General features: G+C 44.7%; 15 protein-coding genes, 2 tRNA genes and 1 pseudogene. 9 read left to right on the forward strand and 9 right to left on the reverse strand.

The genetic code is table 11. The annotated features are described in order from the left end of the window. The first annotated feature begins 55 nt into the window (after positions 1 to 55). Positions 56 to 634 carry a hypothetical protein gene (locus tag GVV58_RS10080; protein ID WP_005173169.1) on the forward strand — a complete coding sequence of 193 codons (579 nt, stop codon included), beginning with the start codon at positions 56 to 58 and terminating at the stop codon, positions 632 to 634. Between the two features lie 78 nt (positions 635 to 712). Here GVV58_RS10080 and GVV58_RS10085 read toward each other — a convergent pair whose 3' ends face one another. Then, positions 713 to 2593: a potassium transporter Kup gene (locus GVV58_RS10085; RefSeq protein WP_005095159.1), complete on the reverse strand. Its 1881-nt coding sequence runs from the start codon at positions 2591 to 2593 to the stop codon at positions 713 to 715. A gap of 121 nt (positions 2594 to 2714) precedes the next feature. Between GVV58_RS10085 and GVV58_RS10090 the strand changes: the two genes are divergently transcribed. From GVV58_RS10090 to GVV58_RS10100, 3 genes are all read left to right on the forward strand, one after another. After that, positions 2715 to 2805: transfer RNA gene (locus GVV58_RS10090), tRNA-Ser, on the forward strand. 366 nt (positions 2806 to 3171) lie between these two features. Beyond that, entirely contained in the window at positions 3172 to 3399 is a 228-nt protein-coding gene (locus GVV58_RS10095) for a hypothetical protein (protein WP_005095157.1), read from the forward strand. Between the two features lie 203 nt (positions 3400 to 3602). Then, positions 3603 to 3678, forward strand: a tRNA-Thr gene (locus tag GVV58_RS10100). A 76-nt stretch (positions 3679 to 3754) separates the two neighbouring features. Here the strand turns inward: GVV58_RS10100 and GVV58_RS10105 are convergent. From GVV58_RS10105 to GVV58_RS10115, 3 genes are all read right to left on the reverse strand, one after another. Further along, complete coding sequence (locus GVV58_RS10105; protein WP_005173172.1) at positions 3755 to 4603, reverse strand: class I SAM-dependent methyltransferase; 849 nt, start codon at positions 4601 to 4603, stop codon at positions 3755 to 3757. A 3-nt stretch (positions 4604 to 4606) separates the two neighbouring features. Next, on the reverse strand, positions 4607 to 5914 hold the full coding sequence (locus tag GVV58_RS10110; RefSeq protein WP_100329486.1) for an FAD-dependent oxidoreductase: 1308 nt from the start codon (positions 5912 to 5914) through the stop codon (positions 4607 to 4609). 414 nt (positions 5915 to 6328) lie between these two features. Further along, positions 6329 to 7207 carry a pirin family protein gene (locus tag GVV58_RS10115; RefSeq protein WP_159516465.1) on the reverse strand — a complete coding sequence of 293 codons (879 nt, stop codon included), beginning with the start codon at positions 7205 to 7207 and terminating at the stop codon, positions 6329 to 6331. 328 nt (positions 7208 to 7535) lie between these two features. Between GVV58_RS10115 and ycaC the strand changes: the two are divergent. Together ycaC and GVV58_RS10125 are read left to right on the forward strand one after the other, a co-directional pair. Next, positions 7536 to 8141, forward strand: a pseudogene (gene ycaC, locus GVV58_RS10120) (isochorismate family cysteine hydrolase YcaC); the annotation flags it as partial. A 143-nt stretch (positions 8142 to 8284) separates the two neighbouring features. Further along, positions 8285 to 9208, forward strand: coding sequence for a LysR substrate-binding domain-containing protein (locus GVV58_RS10125; protein ID WP_159516466.1), 924 nt, complete (start codon positions 8285 to 8287; stop codon positions 9206 to 9208). 81 nt (positions 9209 to 9289) lie between these two features. Here GVV58_RS10125 and ahpC read toward each other — a convergent pair whose 3' ends face one another. From ahpC to GVV58_RS10145, 4 genes are all read right to left on the reverse strand, one after another. Next, the gene (gene ahpC, locus GVV58_RS10130; protein WP_005095146.1) at positions 9290 to 9853 is read right to left on the reverse strand and encodes an alkyl hydroperoxide reductase subunit C; all 564 of its coding nucleotides are present in this window, start codon (positions 9851 to 9853) and stop codon (positions 9290 to 9292) included. A gap of 329 nt (positions 9854 to 10182) precedes the next feature. After that, positions 10183 to 10773, reverse strand: a complete 591-nt coding sequence (ssb, locus tag GVV58_RS10135; RefSeq protein ID WP_159516467.1) for a single-stranded DNA-binding protein — start codon at positions 10771 to 10773, stop codon at positions 10183 to 10185. A gap of 51 nt (positions 10774 to 10824) precedes the next feature. Beyond that, positions 10825 to 12189 carry an MFS transporter gene (locus GVV58_RS10140; RefSeq protein WP_159516468.1) on the reverse strand — a complete coding sequence of 455 codons (1365 nt, stop codon included), beginning with the start codon at positions 12187 to 12189 and terminating at the stop codon, positions 10825 to 10827. Between the two features lie 153 nt (positions 12190 to 12342). Then, the gene (locus tag GVV58_RS10145; RefSeq protein WP_004647275.1) at positions 12343 to 13431 is read right to left on the reverse strand and encodes a DUF475 domain-containing protein; all 1089 of its coding nucleotides are present in this window, start codon (positions 13429 to 13431) and stop codon (positions 12343 to 12345) included. Positions 13432 to 13652: 221 nt separating this feature from the next. Between GVV58_RS10145 and tenA the strand changes: the two genes are divergently transcribed. From tenA to uvrA, 3 genes are all read left to right on the forward strand, one after another. After that, on the forward strand, positions 13653 to 14324 hold the full coding sequence (gene tenA, locus GVV58_RS10150; protein WP_100354916.1) for a thiaminase II: 672 nt from the start codon (positions 13653 to 13655) through the stop codon (positions 14322 to 14324). Positions 14325 to 14761: 437 nt separating this feature from the next. Further along, complete coding sequence (locus GVV58_RS10155) at positions 14762 to 15130, forward strand: hypothetical protein (protein ID WP_005095110.1); 369 nt, start codon at positions 14762 to 14764, stop codon at positions 15128 to 15130. 181 nt (positions 15131 to 15311) lie between these two features. Further along, positions 15312 to 18143, forward strand: coding sequence for an excinuclease ABC subunit UvrA (gene uvrA, locus GVV58_RS10160; protein ID WP_159516469.1), 2832 nt, complete (start codon positions 15312 to 15314; stop codon positions 18141 to 18143). A 392-nt stretch (positions 18144 to 18535) separates the two neighbouring features. Here the strand turns inward: uvrA and GVV58_RS10165 are convergent, their stop codons facing one another. Next, entirely contained in the window at positions 18536 to 20242 is a 1707-nt protein-coding gene (locus GVV58_RS10165) for a GGDEF domain-containing protein (protein ID WP_159516470.1), read from the reverse strand. Between the last annotated feature and the right edge of the window lie 698 nt (positions 20243 to 20940).

Consider the following 20940-nt stretch of genomic DNA (forward strand, 5'->3'; position numbering starts at 1 on the left):
ATGTAAAGCTAAGCGCCTATCCCAATTCGTACAATTATTAGCAGTGGTGTCAATCATGAATTCCAAACTCTCTAAAATATTAGGTTTAGGATTATTCACAAGTGTAATCAGCGCAGGCGCATTTGCCGAGCCACCGGTTCAACCGGGTGAAACACTTGAAAGCTTGTCTAAAGCTAAAATTAGTACCACGGTAAATGGTCAGGAAGGCTCTCTAGAAACTCTAGTCAACTCTGGTCAAATCCGCCTTGTCGATCCGCGTACAGCTGCGCCACAGCAACCAATGCCAAATACGCAGCCAGCGATGCCAAATGATCCAGCGATGATGCAGGCACCAGGTAATTCAGACATGGTTTCGCCACAACCTCCTGTGGCAGAACCGGGTATGAATCAATCAGACATGCCGGCCAATCTGGCTGAACCGGCCAACAGTACTGAAGTCGAAGCAACCACATCTATGGCTGCGCCAGAACAACAGCCTGTGCTTGAAGAGCAACAGCAAGCTGCTGTAGTTGAAGCCAATGCAATGAATGCACAAACTGAAATTGCAGCTCAAGCCGATGCAGAACCAGTGCTGATGGAGCAGCCTTTGAATGCTGCACCTGAAGTGCCGGCTGCCGTAGAACTTGAGCAATAATCCGAAGCTCAGTTATTTACTGTTTCTCCCATAAAAAACCAGAGTGTGTCTCTGGTTTTTTATGCTTTTTAATTTTATTTACATCTGAATCTGGGTGCCCAGCTCGACCACACGGTTGGGTGGAATCTGATAGAAATCACTGACCGGACTGGTATTGCGCTGCATGGAAATAAACAGTTTTTCCCGCCACGGTGCCATACCCTCACCCACAGTATGCATAATCCGTTCACGTGAAATAAAGAAACTGATCTGCATCAGATCATATTCAAAACCCCATTTTCGATAAGCCTGTTGTAAAGCTACTGGAATATTGGGCTGATCCTTAAAACCATAATAGATAAATACCCGATAAAAATGCTCACTCAATTGTTCCAGTTCAACCCGATCTTGCTTAGCTACAAAGGGAACATCACGAGTAATGACCGTGAGCATAATATTACGTTCATGCAAGACTTTGTTGTGCTTGATATTATGCAGCATGGCATGCGGGACAATATTTGGTGTACCCGTCAGGAAAATAGCCTCACCTGGCACATATTTGGTACCTTCCCCCATTGAGATACTTTTAATAAACAGATCAATCGGCAAGGCATCCTGTTCCAGACGCTTCAAAACCAAAGCGCGTCCATCTTTCCAGGTCATCAAAATGGTAAACAGCACGGCACCAATCAGAATCGGCACCCAGCCACCCGAGGTGATTTTTAAAGAAGTTGAGGCTACAAAGACCAAATCCAGAGCCAAAAATGGCACAGCAAACAATGCCACTTTCCAGACCGGCCAACGCCATAAACCATAAGCCAGAATCGAGATCAGAATAGTACCGCAGAGCATGGTCATGGTCACTGCAACACCATAAGCACTGGCCAGATTGGCACTATTTTCAAACAGTAAAATCAGGATCAAGACCGAAATAAACAGCAGCCAGTTAATAAAGGGCAGATAAATCTGGCCACGTTCGACTGCCGAGGTATGCTTGACCGATAGACGCGGCAAATAACGCAGTTGAATGGCCTGATTGACCATCGAAAATACCCCGGTAATCACCGCCTGCGAGGCAATGACCGCTGCAGCCGTGGCCAGTCCAATCATCGGGAATAAAGCCCATTCTGGCAGCAGCATATAGAAAGGATTGGCCAGCGCTTCTGGACTGCGCAACAACAATGCGCCCTGTCCGGCATAATTCAGCAATAAGCAGGGCAAGACAATAATAAACCAAGCCAGACGAATTGGCAGACGACCGAAATGCCCCATATCGGCATAAATTGCTTCCCCCCCGGTCATGGTCAGAATCACCGCGCCCATGGTCAGGAAAGCCACGTAGGGCTGATCAACCACAAAGTGATATGCCCAGTACGGATTCACCATCCAGAGGACAGACGGGGTCTGGATAATGCTCCACAAACCAAAACCGCCAATGGACAGGAACCAGAGCATGGTTAAAGGCCCGAAAAATTTCCCCATGGTGGCTGTACCGTGGCGCTGCACCATAAACAGCCCCGCCAGAATTCCAATCGATAGCGGTACCAGCCATTGATTGAAAATAGGTGTCGCAATACTCAAGCCTTCAATGGCAGACAGCACAGAAATTGCCGGAGTAATAATACCGTCACCAAAGAATAGCGATGCACCAATAAAACCCAAGGCAATCAGGAAAATTTTCTTTTGATCGGCAATTCGTGTGGTACGCAGATTTAATGCCAATAATGACATGATTCCGCCTTCGCCGTTGTTATCGGCACGCATGATGACCGTGACATATTTAAAGCTGATGGTGAGCATCATGCACCAGAAAATCAGCGACAGGATACCGAGTACAGAGGCCTCGCTAATGGCGAGATGTGCGGTGAGGAAGCATTGGCGCAGTGCATACAGTGGACTGGTGCCAATATCTCCGAAAACGACCCCAAGCGCAGCCAGTGTAATCACCGGGAGAGCTGCTTTTTGTGCAGTGCTTTGCATATATTGTCTTCGTTTTTAACAAGCATTTTTGCGAATCATAGCACCACATTAAAAGTTTTTCTGCAAATCAATTGTTTCAGCTTGGCACAGCTGGTTTTTTTCGCTATTATCCTCGGCCTATGGTGAGGTGTCCGAGTGGCTGAAGGAGCACGCCTGGAAAGTGTGTAAACGTTTATAGCGTTTCGAGGGTTCGAATCCCTCTCTCACCGCCAGAATTTAAAAACCCGAATCACATGATTCGGGTTTTTTTATTGCCTGAAATTCAAATTCGCATCTGCTTAGAATCATTAAACAATCCATCACCACCATGATTAAAGTTACTATGACCTAAGGAATATGGCTGTTCTAAGACGATTATTCCACCATATTTAAATTTTTCTTAAGCTTCCGTGCTTTTCGAGGTTCAATTTAAAAACTGGCATAAAAATAGCTTAATTCTATTGTCATCAAAGCTATGTTATGTTGCCTACAGAGGTGCTGAGAGGAGAATAAAAACCATAAAATAGAAAGAAATACAGGATTGATCGAGCCATTTAAACTTAAAGCTAAATAGATACACTGCTATTCGGAGAGCGAACATGAATAACAGCGCAAACTATGCAAAACAGATCAAAAATGCAAAACGTGGCGGTTATACCCCAACCATTGCCAAAGACATCAATAAACATAAAATTCAAAAAGCTCTGAGACTCATCGAACAGTGGAGAAGCCTCGCTCAAGAACTCAAACCTCAAATGCAGTTTGATATGGCCTTTACTTTAGAGGAATGTGCACAAGAATTAGACCAGATCCTAAAAAAGCGATAATCCCTTTTAAGCGATTGACCCATGCCAAACCCTGTACATTCACCCTCGCCCATATCTGCCTATATGGGCGTTTTCTTGATCTTTCGATAAAAGACAGTTTAGATAGAATGAACCGGAAAAACGGTAAATCGTACCAAAATAGCTTGAACGGTTATTTTTTGGCTTGCGTAGCGAATGAATTTCTGTAAAATGCACTCCACCATGCCGGCATAGCTCAGTTGGTAGAGCAACTGACTTGTAATCAGTAGGTCCACAGTTCGAATCCGTGTGCCGGCACCATATCCTAGCCTCGCTTTTTAGTGAGGCTTTGATGTTTCTGAGCCTTATGTTTTAAGCTAAGTATTCTTGACTGTTTCTAGTCCTTCGATTGTGCCGTTACCTGCACATATCTCACGATCCCTTCCTGATATAATTTTTGACATAGCTTTGCTGTCATTTGAATTTTAAAATGATCCAAGCCTGAGCCTTGAATATGATGACCGGCTTGTTTTGAATTCAAAGTTTTTTGTACATAATCCGCAAAGCCAGAAAATACCGGCTCGGATAGATCCTGAATCTGAATATTTTTAAATTCAAAACGATCCAGACACGCATACAGTGCACCAACAGACATTAATTCTTTTAAATTTATATCGGCAGATTTCAGTAACAGCTGATATTTACGCTTTTGAAATGAATTCAAATTTTGCCAACGTTCCGATAACACCAGATGATGAAAACCAATTCGTGCATTTGGCTTTAAAACACTGCTGATTTGTTGCAAAAGTAACGGAACCGGACTGTGATAAGCTGCATCCAGACACAGCACCACATTAAAACGCTGGGAAAATTGTAATTCGTTTAAACGCAGAAACGAGGCCTGATAGATGGCATTCAGTTCTGGCAGATGTTGCTGAATAGTGGCCACGCAAGCCGCTTGTAATTCGACACCGGCTAGATATTGCACTCGGTAGTGCTGTTGCCAGTGCAATAAACTTGCACCCTGACCACAGCCCAGATCCAGTAATTTATCTTTTGAATTCAAATTGACACACTGCGCAAGCTGATCGGCCAGCGTGCGACAGGCAGCAACATAATCCTGCTGTCCTGCCTGCCAATAGCCCAAATTACTCCAAGGCAATTGCGCCTGATCCCCCAGCGCCGCTGCATGAATTGCATATTTATGCTGAGGAAAGCGCTGACGCAGTGCCTGAAGCCATTGCATCAATTAATAACCCAGTTGCGGAGCAACCTCGACCACAGGTTTTAAACCCTGAAACGGTAAAGGCGCACCGAAAATTTCCGCAATCTTCATCGCTGAGGTCACAGCCGATTCTAGAATGGGCAAACCGTCACATGACCATGAACCGCAGAAAAAGACTTTGCGATTGGCTTCCAGATGACGCTGCTGTAATTCCTTGTTCAGCGCCACGGTATTGGCATCGACCACCGCACGCGTCAGCATGACCGAGGTAATCACCTTTTTCGGGTCAATCTCGGTCACCGGACGCCAGGTCTGAAACACTGCCGACTTGCCGACCAGAGAAGGTTCAATCGAGTTGAGCCACACTGTAAATTGCTGACGGGTAAACTTACGATCCATCATATAGCTCAGCACGGCCCAGTCTTTACGTTTTGGCGGCATCACGCTGGAGTCGGTATGAATCACCAGTTCACCCTGTTCAAATTTGAATTTTTTCAATAATTCAATTTCGCTGGCAAACTGGGTTGGATCCAGGAATTGCTCAATTTTAGTGGTTGGCGTCGCGACAATAACCCGATCAAACAGTTTTGAATAACCGGCAGCATTTTCAACTTTGACCTGATCGCCCTGCTCTTGAACCAGTGTAATCGCTGAACCATCTTCAATATGAATACCTTCAACCAGTTTGTCGACCAGCGCCGGTGTTCCGCCTTGCAGGCGTAGTAAGGCATCGCCATCAGTCAATTGACGCAGGAAAATCAATAAAGGTTTCGCCGGCCATTCACCAATGGTTTTCGGATTGCAGGTACAAATGGTATACAGTACCGGCATTACGGCGCCATGCCAGAACACTTCTTCAATCTCGTTACGATTGATAAATTCTGCCAGGCTGATGTCCTGATTTTTCGACTTAAAAAATTTGGTTAATGCCACTTTGAGCTGCAACAGGCCCTTGACCAGACGCCAGCCGTACTGCTGCAAGCCTTTACGGTTATTGATAATTGGAATATTGCCGATACGGCTACGCGATGTGGTCAGCCAGGTTTCAGTTTTATCTTCAAATAACCAGCTGCAGGCCATATAGGTACGCACCGGATAAGTTTTAATGCCCAGATGCGTGGCCAGACTCAGGGTATTTTTCCACAGATAAGGATTCATCACACGTAAAGGTGCATCAATCAGCCCCCCTTCAAATTCAAGGCTATGACTGTCCATGCCACGACCTGGAAGTGCTTCAAAAATCGTGATGTGATGTCCTGCATCCTGGAGAATTCTGGCTGTTGCCAGTCCGGCCATGCCACTACCAATTACTGCGATATCCAAACTGATCATCCATCATTGAAAAACTACAGAAATTATGTACCATCCGCCAATCAAACAGGTTATTAAAATCTTCCAGAATATATGTTTTTCGTAAAGGCAATTGGACGGGATAAAATCTGCTTTTCACTATTTTTTCAAACAGGTTACAAAATTCACCAAACTCAGGATTTTATTCATATTTTTTCTACATAACCTGAAAAATCACTTTAAAAACAAACATCTTAATTAACCATTTTTATAACCTTTGGTTGACAAACGCCCTTGAAAAACCTATGATTCACAGCATAATAAAACCATAAACCCATCAGATTCCACCAAGATGAGTTTATGCGTAAATTATTTAAAACGACAAGAAACTACAGCGCCTTATAAAATAAAAGCCTCTGCGAAAGCAGAGGCTTCTTTGTTTAACCGCTCGGTGTACTATTCAGCCTGCACCGCAAGTTCACCAAATTTACCCTGATTAAACTCTTGAAATGCCTGCATAATTTCTTCCTTGCTGTTCATTACAAACGGGCCATAACCTTGAATGGGCTCATTGAGTGGCTCGCCTGTCAGTAACACAAACTGGGTATCCTGATAGGCTTGCAACTGAATCGCCGGATCTCCATCACGGGCAAACATTATAATTGAGCTGTCCAGGACTTTCTGGCTCGCATTGACCACCAGCTCACCCTTCAGCACGACTAACAGTGCATTATGCCCGGCAGGGATATGTAATGTGGTTTCATATTCCGCTTTCAGTTCACCATCCCAGACATTGATCGGACTAAAGGTGTGAGCAGGACCTTGATGACCAGCAAACTCACCTGCAATCACCCGGATATGCCCCGCCTCTTCATCCATTTCAATCCGCGGAATAGCTGCCGCAGTGATCGCCTGATAACGTGGTGTGGTCATCTTGTCTTTGGCCGGCAGATTGACCCAGAGCTGTACCATTTCAAAGAGACCGCCATGTTTGGCAAAATCTGGAGAATGAAATTCTTCATGGACCACACCTGAGCCTGCGGTCATCCACTGCACATCCCCCGCCTGAATCGTGCCGCCACCGCCACTTGAATCTTGATGCGTCACTGCCCCCTGATAGGCTAACGTCACTGTTTCAAAACCGCGATGTGGATGTGAACCCACGCCATGTTGTACAGTCGTCGGATCAAAATGATAGGGCGCAGCATAATCCAGTAATAAAAACGGGCTAATCGCCTGACCTAAACGGTCATAGGAGAACAAATTTTTTACCGGAAAGCCATCGCCGACCCAATGCATGTTTTGATTACGGTAAACACCAATCACTTTTTTCATCTTTTAACTCCTATTAAGATAGGATGAACATGCCGCCATTTTATGCCGGGCCAAGATGCGCTGATAGTCCTAAGCTGGAATACAGTATCTTATATATAAGACAATCTTTGCTTTAACTTCCCGAATTCAACACAAATAAACTAAAATTTTGGTCTAAATTTTTAATTATCCTATTTTTAAGATTATTTATCCCAGAATTTGGGCTTATTTTGTCCTGTTTTTAGCTCTAATATAAAAATCACCACGTCCCGGAACAGCCTGGGTTTGATCCAAGACGGGATGCTAATTTTATAGAGAGGAACAGAGAAATGGCAAAACCTTATGACATTTAGACAAAGACAATGCAGCCGTATTACTTGTAGACCATCAGACTGGTTTGTTGTCACTGGTTCGTGATATTGACCCAGATAAATTCAAAAATAATGTATTGGCGCTTGCGGCAGCAGCAAAATATTTCAATTTACCGACCATTTTGACCACTAGCTTCGAACAAGGCCCAAATGGTCCGTTGGTTCCTGAGCTGAAAGAGCTATTCCCGGACGCACCTTATATTGCTCGTCCAGGGCAAATTAATGCCTGGGATAATGAAGATTTTGTTAAAGCGGTAAAAGCCACGGGTAAAAAACAGTTGATCATTGCTGGCGTGGTGACTGAAGTGTGCGTTGCCTTCCCGGCGCTGTCTGCACTTGAAGAAGAATTTGACGTATTCATCGTGACAGATGCATCTGGTACCTTTAATCACCTGACACGTGATGCTGCATGGAACCGCATGTCACAGGCTGGTGCACAGCTGATGACCTGGTTTGGTCTGGCTTGTGAACTGCACCGTGACTGGCGTAATGATATCGAAGGTCTCGGCAGCTTATTCAGCAATCATATTCCTGACTACCGCAACCTGATGAATAGCTATAGCCAGAATACTGCACAGAAATAAACCATACACATCTCTAAAATAAGCGGCCTTCGGGTCGCTTTTTGTTGGAACAATTAAATTAATCTGGCTTGGAAACAGTTTAGCCTGGCCCGGATTTCCCCTATGATAGGCATTGTATGAACGCAGGGCGATTGAGGTGAAAGGTGCATTCTTTTGATGACTATTATTATTTTTATCTGGTGGTCAAGCATGGCGGCTTCAGTGCAGCCAGTGACATCTCCGGAATCACCAAATCCAAACTCAGCCGACGTATTTTAGAGCTGGAAGCCCGTTTCAATGTCACCCTGATTCAACGCTCAACCCGACATTTTAAGGTGACCTCACTGGGCCAGGAATTTTTTGAGGAATGCGAAAAGCTGATTCAACAGGTGGAATGTGCCCGTAATGTCTTGCTCAAGCAGAAAAGTGAACCACAAGGCCTGGTCAAGCTGAGTTGTCCTTCGGTGATGATGCGCTACCAGATCCGCAGCCTGCTGAATGAATTCCTCAAGACTTATCCCAAGGTTCAGCTAGAAATGGAAATTACCAGCCGGCGTGTCGATGTCCTGCATGATGAGATTGACCTGGCGATACGTACCAACTTTGAAGCCAATGAGGATTCCAGTATTGTCGTCCGTGATGTGATTAAAACCACGCATTGTCTGGTGGCCAGTCCGGAGCTGCTTAAAGATCGCCATATTAACTACCCCACTGAGATCAATGACTTTCCGACCATTGTTTTAGGCACCCAAAGAAATCACTATCAATGGCATCTGCATCGTATCGACAGTCATGAACAGATGGATATCCCCCTAGAACCCCGCATCAAAAGCAATGATCTGGCCGGCGTATACTATTCTGCCCTGGATGGCCTGGGTATTGCCGATCTACCCTTGTTAACCGTGGAAGCAGATCTCAAAGCTGGTCGCCTGATCCATCTGCTGCCAGACTGGTGTTCCAATATGGGAACCGTACAACTGGTCTATGCCTCACGCAAAGGTCAGCGTCTGGTGATGGAAAAACTGATTGAGCATCTGGTCGAGGGCTTACGTGCCCGGGCAGAAGGCCATCAGGGCTATACCATTTGAATTGCGCTTTCATGTTGAGCAGCCAATAAAAAAATCCAGCACTGAGTGCTGGATTTTTTGCTTCGAAAGTAAGTTAGCGAATTAGATTTTACCCACTAAGTCAATTGAAGGAGCAAGAGTCGCTTCGCCTTCTTTCCATTTCGCAGGACATACTTCACCTGGGTGAGCGTGTACATATTGCGCTGCTTTCACTTTGCGAAGCAGTTCAGCTGCATCACGACCAATACCACCGGCATTGATTTCAACGATCTGGATTTTACCTTCTGGATCGATCACGAAAGTACCACGATCTGCCAGACCTTCAGCTTCAATCAATACTTCAAAGTTTTTCGCCAAAGTCCAGGTTGGATCGCCAATCATGGGGTACTGGATTTTACCAATCACGTCAGAGGTATCGTGCCAAGCTTTATGGGTGAAGTGTGTATCGGTTGATACACCATAAATTTCCACGCCCATTTTCTGGAATTCAGCATATTGATCAGCAAGATCGCCTAATTCAGTTGGACAAACAAAAGTAAAGTCAGCAGGATAGAAGAATACAACCGACCATTTACCTTTCATGTCCTGCTCGGACACTTCCACAAATTGACCCTTGTGGTAAGCAGTGGCGTTGAATGGTTTGATTTCAGTATTGATTAAACTCATGAGACCTTTCCTCGTATATTGGTGAGATTGTTCATTCGATGAAGATAGAATACGAAAATTTCTTAAATAGGTAAAACCGTAAGTTTTTATAAAAATAATCGCTTTTTTAGATTTAAGATTTCTATGAGAATTACTGATCTGATTGATTTGCTCAATATGGAGCCTAGAATTTTGAACATAAGCCGAGCAGTTGAAATATAATTTTTTGCAACTTAGATTAGCAATCATAAAGCTCTGAGCTCTATCCAAACTAAACAAAGCAAATTCAAGACATAAAAAACCCACCGGATTCAGGTGGGTCTTGGATGAAGATTTACCGTTCTGATAAGTTAAAACGGAAGATCATCATCTAAATCAGCTGCAGGCGCTGCTGTTGGTGCAGGTGCAGATTTCGGTGCAAAACCACTCGGGTTATTGTTGCCATAACCGCCACCCTGATTGTTGTTGAAACCGCCTTGCTGCGGCGCTGAACCATAACCCGACTGCGGATTATTGCCATAACCGCTACTTTGGTTGTTACTCGCCTGATTATTGTTATTAAAACGTGGCTGGTTAAAACTGTTGTCGCCCTGCTCGCCTTGTGAACGATTCGAGTCCAGCATCTGCATTTGATCACCACGGATTTCCGTTGTATAGCGCTCCTGACCATTTTGATCAGTCCACTGACGGGTACGTAATGAACCTTCAATATATACTTTAGAACCTTTACGCAGATATTGCTGCGCAATTTCGCCTAAACGGTTATGCAACACGATACGGTGCCATTCCGTTTGTTCTTTACGTTCACCGGTACTTTTATCTGTCCACGAATCGCTAGTGGCGATCGAAAATTGAGTGAGAGAACCACCATTTGCAAAAGTTTTGGTTTCCGGATCTTTACCCAAAGTACCCACTAAAATGACTTTATTTACACCACGCATTTGCTGTTTACTTCCTATATATTTCTGTATTTTACTTTATAAGAGTTATGCTTAAATGGCTACCTCTTTACCTAACAAGTGCGTTAATTGTTGTCGCGAAGCATCATCAATCTGCTGTTTATCGACTTTTATATAGGCAACTTGCTGTTCAGCCATCACCACGACTTCTTCAATACCACGAATCGCCAAAAGCTGAGAAGTCCATTCGTCAGTTTGTCTGCTTTCCGGCAAACGCAGCACCAGTGATGAAAGATAGCGTGGCTGAGCTAGCCCGAAACTCATCAGCAGCCAAACAATCGCAATCCCGGTCAGGATACTCCAGCCCATCAAGGTATTATTGAGCAGCAACAATTGACCACCGATCATCCCACCAAAGAAGGCACCCAAAAACTGGCTGCTGGCATTCACGCCCATTGCCGTCGCTTTAGACTGGATCGGTGCAGCTTTAGACAGCCAGGAAGGCAATAAGGCCTCCATCACGTTAAAGGCAATAAAGAACAGGCCCAGGCCAATGAGCAAGATATATTTGGATTCAAAACCAAAGACCATCACCATTAAACCCAGAATAATACCGCTAATCGCCACCAGAAAAATCGCGCGCATTTTGTGGTATTTTTCTGCCAGAATGATACTCGGAAAAGCAAAGAACAGACTTAGCACCAACAGGGGTAAATAGACCAAGCCATGACTGGAAAGCGGCAGATCTGCAAACTCGATCAGCTGCGAAGGCACATAAATAAACATGGCTGTGAGCAATAAATGCAGGGTAAACACAGATACATGCAGACGATTCAAATCGCCAATCTGGAGCACCTGTTTCAGTTGGGTCAGATAACCCTGTTGAAAGTTTTTATGATGGCGCGTGACTTTAGGCACCATAAACAGCATGGCAATGGCAGCCAATCCCATCACCGTGGTGACCCAGAACAATCCCGAAATGCCAACCAGACCTGTCAGCCAAGGCCCGAGACTAAATGCCACCACAAAAGACAGACCAATACTCATGCCCATGATTGCCATGGCTTTCATGCGGTTTTCTTCACGCGTGACATCGGCCAGCAAGGCCATGACGACAGCGGATACTGCGCCACCACCAGCAATGGCACGACCGATAATCACGCCATAAATGCTGTCAGACATGGCTGCAATCGCACCACCCAAGGCAAACAGCAGCAGTCCTAAAACAATCAAAGGCTTACGGCTATAGCGGTCTGCAATCAGGCTAAATGGTATCTGTAATAAGGCCTGAGTCAAACCATAGACCCCGACCGCCAAACCGATCAGTGCAGGCGTTGCATATTGATATGCCTGCCCTGCCACAGAAAACACCGGGATAATCATAAACAACCCCAGCATGCGCAGTGCAAAAATACTGCTCAGGGCAAAGGTTGAACGACGTTCTAAAGCATTCATCATAAATTATGGCGATTGGGTTAATTAATCTGGAGCCCAGATTATAGGACATTCAGCTCATGAAGAAGACATGAATTTTATTTGAAATAAAGATGATGCCAATCTAAAAATAAAAAAGCGCAGCCGGAGCTACGCTTTTTATTCAGGAACAGCGCTTTATTTGTCTAAAGCTGCCTGACGTTTTTTGTATTGAATCGAGGCGAATACTGCCCAGACAATAAAGGCTACACCGATCAGACCGGTCACCACTTCTGGTACATGCAGACCGGTTCCGCTGGCAATCATGATAAAAGCCAGTGCACCGATGGCATAATGCGCACCATGTTCCAAGTAAATATAGGCATCCAATGTGCCCTGTTCAACCAGATAAATCGTCATTGAACGGACAAAGATCGCACCAATGGCCAGACCCAGCATGATGATGACCACGTCTGAGGTAATCGCAAAGGCACCGATCACGCCATCAAAACTAAAAGAGGCATCCAGGACTTCTAAATAGAGGAAACCACCAATACCGGCTTTCACTACACCCGTCGGTACGCCATTTTCATCATGACGAATCGCATTGCCTTCTTCATCGACTTCCGGTTCACCACCGAGCATATGGCTCAAGACCTGCACCCCAATATAAATTACGATGCCCCAGATTCCCGCCATAGTCACTGCCAGACGCTTGGCTTCATCGACATTGGCTGCCATGATTAACAAGGCCACCAGTGCGATAAACACCGACATCGCTGGTACATTGGCCAGATTGGACAGACGGCGTTCCACCCGTCTGAACCAGTGCGTGTCTTTTTCTTCATCCAGGAAGAAGTTCAGGAATACCATCAACAGGAAAGCACCACCAAAAGCTGCAATTTCGGGATGATGTGCCATTAAACGTGCTGAATATTCTTTCGGATCATTCAGGGCCAGACGTACCACTTCCATAAAGCCCAGGTCTGCAGTCACTGCAACAATGACCACCGGGAAGATCAAACGCATTCCGAAGACTGCAATCAGAATACCGACTGTCAGGAACAGCATTTTCCAGAAATGATCCCAACCCCGTAGGACTGAGGCATTGACAACCGCGTTATCAAAGGACAACGACACTTCCATAATCGCCAGAATAGCGGTAATGGTCAGCGCTGTGAGCATGGTTTGCAGGCCTGCGTCAGGACCATGGGTATAACCCCAATACGCAGACAAACCAAGACACACGATCGAAAATGCAATCGAGAAACCAAAATGTTTCAACATACACAACGACCTTGGATAAATTAAATAAATGTATGGCTGCGAGAGAGCAGCAATACGAATAGGAAAAGTTAAGCTAATTATGAAACTTTTAGCGCATAAACCAAAGCACTTCCTGAGCTGTTTTATCTTATTTTCTGTTTCTAAAATCTGCCGTTCTTTTCAACAGCCCGATCTTTGCTATAGTGCTGCATGGTTTAACTTGAACTGCGAAGGATTTCCGCATGAGTTTTTCACAAGAGCTATGGCAACGTAATCTAGGGCTTTATCAGAAGACCCTGGCTCTGCCCTTTAATCAGCAACTGGCACAAGGCACATTAAGCCGTGAGGCCTTTAGTCATTATGTGATTCAGGATGCACATTATTTATTGGCTTATGGCCGTGCACTGGCAGTCTGTGCCGCCAAAGCATTTGAGGCAGATGATGTGATTCAGTTTGCTGAAGCCGCCAAAATTGCGATTGTGGTGGAGCGTAGCCTGCATGACGGTTTTATGCAGGATTTTGGCATTAGCAAAGACCAGTTCGAAAGTACTCCTCTGACGCTGGCTTGCCATCATTATACCTCTTATCTCACTTCGACTGCATGGTCGGAAAGCTACCCGGTGGTACTGGCCTCGTTACTGCCATGTTTCTGGATTTATGCAGAAGTCGGCAAAGATATAGTCGATAATTCTGCATCGAATAATCCTTATCAGGCCTGGGTGGATACCTATTCAGGCGAAGAATTCCACACGGCTGTGCGTAATGTAATTGCGACCATTGACCGTGTTGCGGCGCGCGTTGATGCCGATACACTGGAAAAAATGCACCAAGCTTATACGCATGCGGCCCGTCTGGAATGGTTATTCTGGGACAGCGCCTTTGAGCAACGCCAGTGGCCTGGCCTAGACCAATAAGATGCACAAAAAAAGCCCTGTTTAAAACCACAATGCCAGTCAGTTAAGAAATTGACTGGCATTTTCTTTTTAAAATTCATGATTATATTTGATAGTTGGAAAAGTCATCCGCTGGGCGAAACCAAAGTAACAACTGATTTACAAGTTTTTGATTTAAAACCTTAAGACTCCGCCCTGGACGACTAAAAAATTAAAGAGTCTATTTCTAAACGCCTTAACTGATCAGTATTACTGTTGAAGATTGGGCGTCTTTATCTTATCGATTAAAATCGGATCTATTGTCATCAATTGATTATAAAAACGGCTTAGTCTGGGAAAAGAACAACAAAACTGCTGAGTGGCGAGTAAGCTAAACCTAGCTATTCGCCACACATTGCCGCATAATAAATGAGAATAATTATCATTTAATAGTTTAGTCCCAGAAAGAGGCATCAGATATGGACACTTTAGGTACCGAGGCGATTCGGGCATTTTTTACGGTGCAATGTTGCTGGTTGAATAATGAAGAAATTTATCTGGAACAGGGCTGTCTGGATTGTGGTTCAGCAGCAACTTACCTGATTTACCATACCAACACGCATATCCAGAAACATCTGCTGAAATTTATTGAAAAGTACCGCTGTCATCAGGCCCGTCGTAATGATTTGCTCGACCTGGATTTTTTCGAACAAGACTATGAGGGCTTTTTGCAAATTCTGGAAAATGAAGTTAATTTCTATGCGCGACTGCATCATGATATACCACGTGACACCTGCTTTGAGGATGTTGAATCGATCTTTGAACGCCGCTATGCAGCAGCTTGTTAAGAACTTCCCTCACGTCTAGTCATTCTGAACAGTGAAGCGATCTACTGTGATATTTCTCGGTATTGTGATGAATTGACCAATCACCGACATAACTTGACGTTTAAAATACTTTTATTTGCACTTGAACATTTTTCATCCGGTATCATATAAGGGTTTTTGATGAATATTCCAGGATCCTTGCATGAGCCAAAGCCACATCCGTATTCGAGGCGCACGTACCCATAACCTGAAAAATGTGAACCTTGATATACCACGCGACAAGTTTGTGGTGATTACGGGACTGTCTGGTTCAGGTAAGTCCTCGCTTGCCTTTGATACCTTATATGCCGAAGGTCAACGCAGATATGTGGAATCGCTGTCTGCCTATGCACGCCAGTTCCTTTCACAAATGGAAAAACCGGAAGTCGATTCGATTGAAGGTCTCAGTCCAGCCATCGCGATTGAACAGAAATCGACCAGCCATAACCCGCGTTCTACCGTGGGTACCATTACCGAAATTTATGACTACTTACGTCTGCTGTATGCACGTGTCGGTACGCCCTTCTGTCCAGAACATGACCTGCCGATGGTGGCACAAACCGTCACGGAAATGGTCGATACAGTCAAAGTGCTGGAAGAAGGCACAGCCTTGATGCTGCTTGCCCCGGTGGTGCGTGAGCGTAAAGGTGAATATACCGCCTTATTTGAGCAGTTACAGAGTCAAGGTTTTGTCCGTGCCCGCGTCGATGGCGAGATTATGGAAATTGATCCGCCACCAGAACTGGACAAAAAGAAAAAACATACCATTGAAGTCGTGGTCGACCGCTTTAAAGTCCGTGATGATCTGGGCAACCGTATTGCAGAAAGTTTTGAAACTGCACTGCGCCTCGGTGGCGATATTGCGATTTTATCCTGGATGAAGGATGAACATGATGATCGGGTATTTTCTGCCAAGCATTCCTGCCCGGAATGTGACCGCGCTGTCGCAGAACTGGAACCGCGTTTATTCTCGTTCAATAACCCTTTTGGTGCCTGTCCGGTCTGTGATGGTCTCGGCACCCGCAGTCATTTTAGTGCCGATAAACTGATTCCCAATCCTGAAGTCAGTGTCAGTCAGGGTGCGATTCGTGGCTGGGACCGTCAGCGTCCTTATTATTACGGCATGATCCAGAAAGTCGCCGAGCATTTTGGTTTTTCTTTAGAAACGCCGTGGAATGAACTGGATGCCGACACCAAGAAAAAATTCCTGTACGGCACCGGCAAAGAAAAAATTGATCTAAGTTATATCGATGAGCGTGGCCGTCGTCATAATCGGGTGATTCCGTTTGAAGGGATTTTGCCGCATCTGGAACGCCGCTACCGTGAAACTGAAAGTAATTATGTGCGTGATGATCTGGCGCAGTATCTGTCCAATGCTGCCTGTGATGCCTGTGATGGTTCACGGCTGAATGAAATCTCGCGGAATGTGAAAATTCTGGACAAGACCATTGCCGACATTACCCGCATGTCGATTGGTGATGCCGAAAGCTATTATCAGGACATTAACCTAGAAGGCGCACGCGGAGAAATCGCCGACAAGATTTTCAAGGAAATCCGTGAACGTCTGCACTTCCTGGTCTCAGTCGGTCTGAATTATCTCAGCCTGTCGCGTTCTGCCGAAACATTGTCGGGCGGTGAAGCACAGCGTATTCGTCTGGCTTCCCAGATTGGTGCCGGCCTGATGGGCGTGATGTATGTGCTGGATGAACCCTCAATTGGTCTGCATCAGCGTGACAATGACCGTCTGCTGCAAACCCTGATCCGTCTGCGAGACTTGGGCAATACCGTCTTGGTGGTCGAGCATGATGAAGATGCAATTCGTGCCGCCGATCATATTATTGATATTGGCCCGGGTGCAGGTGTACATGGTGGACATGTGATTGCTGAAGGGACTTATGATGAAATTCTGGCCAATCCTGACTCGCTGACCGGACAATATTTGTCTGGCAAGTTAAAAATTGAAGTGCCGAAAAAACGGATTCAGCCACCTAAACCTGAAGAACAGATCAAGCTGATGGGTGCATCTGGGCATAACCTGAAAAAAGTCGATCTGACCATTCCTTTGGGCATTATGACTTGTGTTACCGGGGTATCGGGTTCGGGTAAGTCGACCTTGATTAACCGGACATTGTTACCTTTGGCGGCGACCCAACTGAATGGTGCAACCACTTTAACATCGGAAAAGTTTGAATCGATTGATGGCTTGCAGTTCCTCGACAAAGTCGTCGATATTGACCAGAGTCCGATTGGACGAACCCCACGTTCCAATCCGGCCACTTATACCGGTTTATTTACCCCGATTCGTGAACTGTTTTCACAAACTCCGGAAGCCAAAGCACGTGGTTATGCCGCGGGTCGTTTCTCGTTTAACGTGAAAGGTGGTCGCTGTGAAGCCTGTGAAGGCGACGGCATGATCAAGGTGGCGATGCATTTCCTGCCGGATATGTATGTGCCTTGCGATGCCTGTCATGGCAAACGTTATAACCGTGAAACGCTGGAAGTGAACTATAAGGGCAAGAATATTTCCGATGTGTTGCAGATGACCGTTGAGGATGCCATGCATTTCTTCGATGCCATTCCCGTCATTCACCGTCGTCTGGAAACATTGCATCAGGTAGGTTTGGGTTATATCCGTCTGGGTCAGTCTGCGACCACGCTTTCCGGTGGTGAAGCGCAGCGTGTCAAACTGGCACGTGAACTGGCCAAACGCGATACCGGTCAAACCCTGTATATTCTGGATGAACCGACCACGGGTCTGCATTTCCATGATATTGCCAAGCTGCTGGACATCCTGCATCAGCTACGTGATAAGGGTAATACCATTGTGGTGATTGAGCATAACCTAGACGTGATTAAAACCGCCGATTGGGTCGTGGACTTAGGCCCTGAAGGTGGTTCGGGAGGCGGTATGATTGTTGCTGAGGGAACGCCTGAACAGGTGGTAAAAGTCAAAGCGTCACATACGGGTAAGTTTTTGAAAGCGTTGTTGAAATAAGCTATCCAAGATTTATCAGCCCTTCTTTTATCAAGGAGGGCTTTTTATTTTTCATGATCCTATTGAACGAATTTCTTCAGCCAATTGTGCCAATATTTGATCATCTACCTTTTTAGCATCATGAGATGAGATATAACCTTCATAGGCATCAAAATACTTATCTATTGAAGAATGAATTGGCTGCCAGTTTTCATGCGTCTTTTTAGTCTGATGCATTGGAAATAATTTGGCATGAACATGACCAACTTAAGTCTAAAGATCATCCAAATTAAATCACATGACTGGCAACATGGATGTTGCCCGTTTGACTGTGCTAAAGGGACTTAGCATCATTCGAACAAATGCATTTGGCTACTTTTGTGCAGTCAAAAGTAGAGAAGGAATCTTTTAGACTAAACCTCAGCCACCACATTCCGTCCCTTCGCTTTGGCTTTAAACAAAGCATCATCGGCATTTGACAACAAAGCCATCCAGGAAACAGCCCCAATCGCCACCCCGATACTGACCGAAATCTGAATCTCGTCTCCTGCTGCAGTCAAAATATGACGCTCAGCCACTTCAGCCCGAATGTTATCTGCCACAATCAATGCCTGCTGCATCTGGATATTTTCAATCAGCACCAGAAATTCATCGCCCCCATAACGCACCAGCAAATCCGTCGCCCGAACATTGGCCTTTAAACGTTCGGCCACCAGTTGAATCACCTGATCACCCACAATATGCCCATACCGATCATTCACCTGTTTAAAATGATCAATATCGATAATCATCAAACAGGTTTGGCTCAATTGACCCGGCTGATTTTCCATAAAACGAATATATTCTTCTAGCGCGAAACGGTTGGATAATCCGGTCAAAGAATCGGAATGGGCAATATTCTTTAAACGGAACTCTAGCGCATCACGTTCTTGCAACATCTGTTGCAATTTCTGAATGGCAGCGAATAAAGAATCAGAATGATTCACTTCACGCAGCCGCATATCAATTTTCTGACGACCCAAGTTTTTAGACAAACTCAACAACATGCGGCGTGCCTGAATTAGCGGCAGAAAAACCTGTTTACGTGCAAAAATCATGGTTGAAATCGCGGTCAGCAATGAAATCAGCGATACCAGTACACTCCAGATCAAACGCTGCATATTGCTGTTCATTTCCTGAATGGCCACTTCTCTGCTGTACTGAAGCAGATAGCTTTGCAGGTCAACCACGGTCGAAAATTTATCGACAATGGCTTCAGTCAGTTGGGTTCCAGTCAAATGATAGGTACGTTTCTCCACACTATCATTGATCAGTTCAGAAACAATCGGCAGACCTTGCTGAATAAAATCAGTTTCTACCCGGCGATGTAAACGGATAAATTCATCTGTCTTGTCTTCAGCCGGTTGAATGGTTTCAATCAATGCCCAAAGATAATGCACCTGATGCTGAGTCTGTAAAGAACGGGTGATATTTTGCGTGGGAAGAGGCGTAGCAAAAGTCACATGCGCTATAATACTCGAAGCCACACGACCGGCCTGATCACGTAAATCGGATAAAAATAAAATCTGGCTAATATAACGATAGAGATGAGTCGACGAGCTATCTGAAGCGATAACCACGCCTCTTAAAATTTCACGACAGCTGTCCCATGCAGCAAACATGGCCAGAATTGCCTGATCAAGTTCCTGAGCACTGCGCAGCTGACGCGGCATCTGGGTATAAGCATCGATCTGGGCACGTCCATGGTCAAGACTGATTTTGACCTTTAAAAGTTGCTGCCTCAGATCGTTGAAACCGGATTCTGCCAATACCTCAGCGGTCTGGGAAAACTGCTGATCCACCTGCTGACGGTAAATCATTAATTCTTGTTGATGCTGCGCAAAATCTTCTGCCGAACTGGACATGGCTTTATTGGCAGGAGCACGCTCACGGGAGATTCGATTGGCCAGATCAGCGACCTGTTGTAGTGCATCTAACTGTTGATAGGTCTGTACCGATTTTAAATAATTTTGACCACTACTGACGATCAAGGGAATGCAGATACAAAGCAGACTTAAAATAATGATCGACATGGCCCAGTATAAACGTTTACTGATCCAGCCTGAGCGTAAGGTGTTCATGCTGTTTTATTACGCCCCAATACCAAAAGAATGCTGTATAGAGCGATTATCATACAAATAAAATGAAATACTCTTAAAGTAGTTATTTAACTTAGTTAATGTTTTTTCTATATTTTTTTGATTTTAATTTTTAAAAGCGCTACTTTTTAAATTCAGGCTAAAGTTTTATGGGTTTTATCCTACAAAAAATACAACACAAATACAGGACTTTTAAGCATTAAAAAAAATATCAAAACTTGCTTTCCGCACTATTTACACATGCAACAATTGGGTGCATAATGCACCGCATTAGGGCGAGTTAAATTATTCCTCAGCAGATATTTTAGTTTACCCGCAAATTTTGGCGAAAAAACCCCAGTTTTCTATGAAAACTGGGGTTTTTTTTAGTGCTTATATTTTTAGGTCATCTATTAATGAATTAATATGCACCATTTTAGTGCTTTATTTTTACTATTTTTATTGCTGAAGTTCATTGCTACAGAACAGTTTCTATCTTAGAAGATGAATAGAAAGTAAATAAAAAATGCGGATAAAAAAAAGCCCAACCTTGGGGAAAGCTGGACCAATAAAACAAAAATTGTGGAGGATCACGCTAAATCATGATGAAACATGAACTTTAACCTGATACTGATATTATGTAAAAATCTATTAACAATGTAAAGCCGATTGGCCTAGTCGAGATTAAAAAGCATCACATT

Origin of the sequence: Acinetobacter sp. 18QD2AZ41W, from assembly GCF_009829025.1 — a bacterium.
Taxonomy (GTDB): Bacteria; Pseudomonadota; Gammaproteobacteria; order Pseudomonadales; family Moraxellaceae; genus Acinetobacter; species Acinetobacter pseudolwoffii.

Coding starts and splice junctions, on each gene's coding strand:
- GVV58_RS10080 (WP_005173169.1), top strand. CDS start 56: ATGAATTCCAAACTCTCTAAAATATTAGGTTTAGGATTATTCACAAGT.
- GVV58_RS10085 (WP_005095159.1), bottom strand. CDS start 2,593: ATGCAAAGCACTGCACAAAAAGCAGCTCTCCCGGTGATTACACTGGCT.
- GVV58_RS10095 (WP_005095157.1), top strand. CDS start 3,172: ATGAATAACAGCGCAAACTATGCAAAACAGATCAAAAATGCAAAACGT.
- GVV58_RS10105 (WP_005173172.1), bottom strand. CDS start 4,603: ATGCAATGGCTTCAGGCACTGCGTCAGCGCTTTCCTCAGCATAAATAT.
- GVV58_RS10110 (WP_100329486.1), bottom strand. CDS start 5,914: ATGATCAGTTTGGATATCGCAGTAATTGGTAGTGGCATGGCCGGACTG.
- GVV58_RS10115 (WP_159516465.1), bottom strand. CDS start 7,207: ATGAAAAAAGTGATTGGTGTTTACCGTAATCAAAACATGCATTGGGTC.
- ahpC (WP_005095146.1), bottom strand. CDS start 9,853: ATGAGTTTAATCAATACTGAAATCAAACCATTCAACGCCACTGCTTAC.
- ssb (WP_159516467.1), bottom strand. CDS start 10,773: ATGCGTGGTGTAAATAAAGTCATTTTAGTGGGTACTTTGGGTAAAGAT.
- GVV58_RS10140 (WP_159516468.1), bottom strand. CDS start 12,189: ATGATGAATGCTTTAGAACGTCGTTCAACCTTTGCCCTGAGCAGTATT.
- GVV58_RS10145 (WP_004647275.1), bottom strand. CDS start 13,431: ATGTTGAAACATTTTGGTTTCTCGATTGCATTTTCGATCGTGTGTCTT.
- tenA (WP_100354916.1), top strand. CDS start 13,653: ATGAGTTTTTCACAAGAGCTATGGCAACGTAATCTAGGGCTTTATCAG.
- GVV58_RS10155 (WP_005095110.1), top strand. CDS start 14,762: ATGGACACTTTAGGTACCGAGGCGATTCGGGCATTTTTTACGGTGCAA.
- uvrA (WP_159516469.1), top strand. CDS start 15,312: ATGAGCCAAAGCCACATCCGTATTCGAGGCGCACGTACCCATAACCTG.
- GVV58_RS10165 (WP_159516470.1), bottom strand. CDS start 20,242: ATGAACACCTTACGCTCAGGCTGGATCAGTAAACGTTTATACTGGGCC.